This window comes from Pseudomonas sp. P5_A2_2, from assembly GCF_054177685.1.
In genome coordinates this window covers 1-2367 of the sequence record NZ_JBGCUL010000716.1, presented here as the reverse complement: position 1 = coordinate 2367, position 2367 = coordinate 1, and the positions used below count along the sequence as shown (strand labels likewise).

The window sequence follows — 2367 nt, the reverse complement described above, 5'->3', positions numbered from 1 at the left end:
TGCTGCGACCTTGCCCGAATCGCTCGCCCGCCCGCCTAAACCCAGCCTTTGCACCAATGGTTTTGTTTAAATTCATGGCACTTTGGACTGATTGAACTACCTTCAAACAATAAGAAGTCATCACGGCTGGATTTTCCACGTTAGCTTCAGTGATCAGACAGCAAATTGGCAAAAGGAGTTACCTCACCATGATCCTGGCAGGCGTTTTCCGGCTCTGTACCTTCATTACCGATTGCTTTCCGAGGGAACCAGGTCGCTCGCTGTCCCGCCAGATCAGCGAAGTGGACCCGCTCGTGTGTAACGCAAGGAATAACGCCAAGGCTATGGATAGCGGGTCTGGCGCATTGGGAGGGGGATAGCCCGATCCCCGTGAAGTGAAGTGATCCGAGACAACTCAGTCCGCCTAAAGACGGCCCATCCAGTGAGGATGTACTTAATGAGCTTTCGTACCGAGCCCGCTTTCAAGCGAATTATCCATGGCCTGTTCTGGATGGGCCTCAGCGTGGATGCGGCTCAGGCCGCGCCGGCCAATTGCCCGCAACTGGACAATTGGCCGACAACCTACGAGGTCGGTCAGGGGCTGCAGAGTGAACTGCGCAGCCCCGTTCCGGTAACGCAACTGGCGGTGGGTGACCCGAAAATTGCCGACGTGCAACCCAGCGGCAGCAGCGCGTTCATACTCACGGGCCTTGCACCGGGGACCACCAGCCTAATGGTCTGGACCGCCTGTTCGAAAACGCCGCGCCAAAGCATGGTGTTCGTCAAGGGTAAAGCCACGTCGGCGCTGACCAGCGTGCCGTCGGTGCCTTCCGACGACCCGCTGCTGCCGAGCCAGGTGCAGACCGATATCCGCTTCGTTGAAGTCAGCCGGACCAAGCTCAAGGAAGCTTCCGCCTCGATTTTCGGCGTCCGCGGCAACTTCCTGTTCGGTTCGCCGAGAACCTTGCCCACCATCGGCGGTATTGTTTCGCCGGTGATACCGGTGAGAAACGACCAGTTCAACCTCGCTTTTGCTACCGGCAATACCCTGGTGGCGCTCAACGCGCTGGAAGGCAGCGGTTTCGCCTACACCCTGGCACGGCCAAGCCTGGTAGCGCTCAGCGGGCAGAGTGCGAGCTTCCTGGCCGGCGGTGAAATACCGATTCCGGTGCCCAGTTCCGGCAGCGATAACGTGTCCATCGAGTACAAGGAATTCGGTATCCGCCTGACCCTGACGCCGACCATCATCGGGAAAAACCGTATCGCGCTGAAGGTGGCGCCGGAAGTCAGTGAACTGGACTTCACCAACGCCGTGAGCATCGCCGGCACGATAGTCCCGGCCTTGACCGTGCGCCGTACCGATACCAGCATTTCCCTGGYCGACGGCGAAAGCTTCGTCATCAGCGGCCTGATCAGCACCCACAACGATTCCCAGGTGAACAAGTTTCCGGGGCTGGGCGATATCCCCATTCTGGGCGCGTTTTTCCGCGACAACACCATCAACCGTGAAGAGCGCGAACTGCTGATGATCGTCACCCCGCATCTGGTCCAGCCACTGGCGGCCAATGCACAACTGCCGTCATTGCCTGGTGAGCAGCTGCGCAATTACGACCCGAACTTCTACCGCATGTTTTTCCTGGAAAATGGCGACTTCGACAGTCGCAGCGGGCTCTCGCAATGAACCGGAGCCTGAACCAGACGGGCCTCGCCCTCACGCCTGACGGTGACTTTGCACGCYTGCCGGGCCAGCCTTATTGCCATTGGCCAGGCGTTCAACCTGTTGTAGCCAGGGGACCTTCGATGAAAGCAGTCATTGCAATAGCGGCGACATTAATGCTCGCAGGTTGTGCCAGCAACGGCCTGTCTTCGCGACCGGCCAGCTGTGCCAAGCCCGATTCGGAGCAAGAACTGGCCCTGAACCTGGCCGACAGCATGGCCGACGAAGGCCGTTTGTATGCCAGCCTGGCGAATCTGGAAGGAATGCCCGATAACCTGGTGCAGGTTCGCCTGCGCAAGGCTCGGGTGCTGCGCTTGATGGGGCGTAGCGGCGACGCGCAGCCCTTGTACGAAAGCTTGCTCGGCACCTGTCTGGCAGCTGAAGGGGAACTTGGCCTGGGCCAACTGGCCGCCGCCAAAAATGATAACGCCAGCGCTGCCACTCACCTTGAGCGTGCGGTGCAGATGGCCCCCACCGACGACAGGATGCGCAATGACCTGGGGGTCGTCTATCTCAATCAGCACCGGATCCCTGAAGCACGTTTTGAGTTCATGACCGCCATGGAGCTCAAGCAGGCAAACACACTGGCGGCACTCAATATGGTGACGCTGCTGATCTACCAGGATAACTGGAAATCGGCTGCMGAACTCGTGACCCGCGCCGACTTGAGC

The 2367-nt window shown here is 59.4% G+C and carries 2 protein-coding genes; both read left to right on the top strand.

What is annotated here, in order from left to right; genetic code table 11:
- Nucleotides 1–436 precede the first annotated feature (436 nt).
- Nucleotides 437–1660, top strand: a complete 1224-nt coding sequence (locus ACXRVY_RS24690) for a type II and III secretion system protein family protein (RefSeq protein WP_458238491.1) — start codon at nt 437–439, stop codon at nt 1658–1660.
- 119 nt (nt 1661–1779) lie between these two features.
- The coding region (locus ACXRVY_RS24685) for a tetratricopeptide repeat protein (protein WP_458238490.1) at nt 1780–2367 on the top strand (588 nt) is incomplete at its 3' end.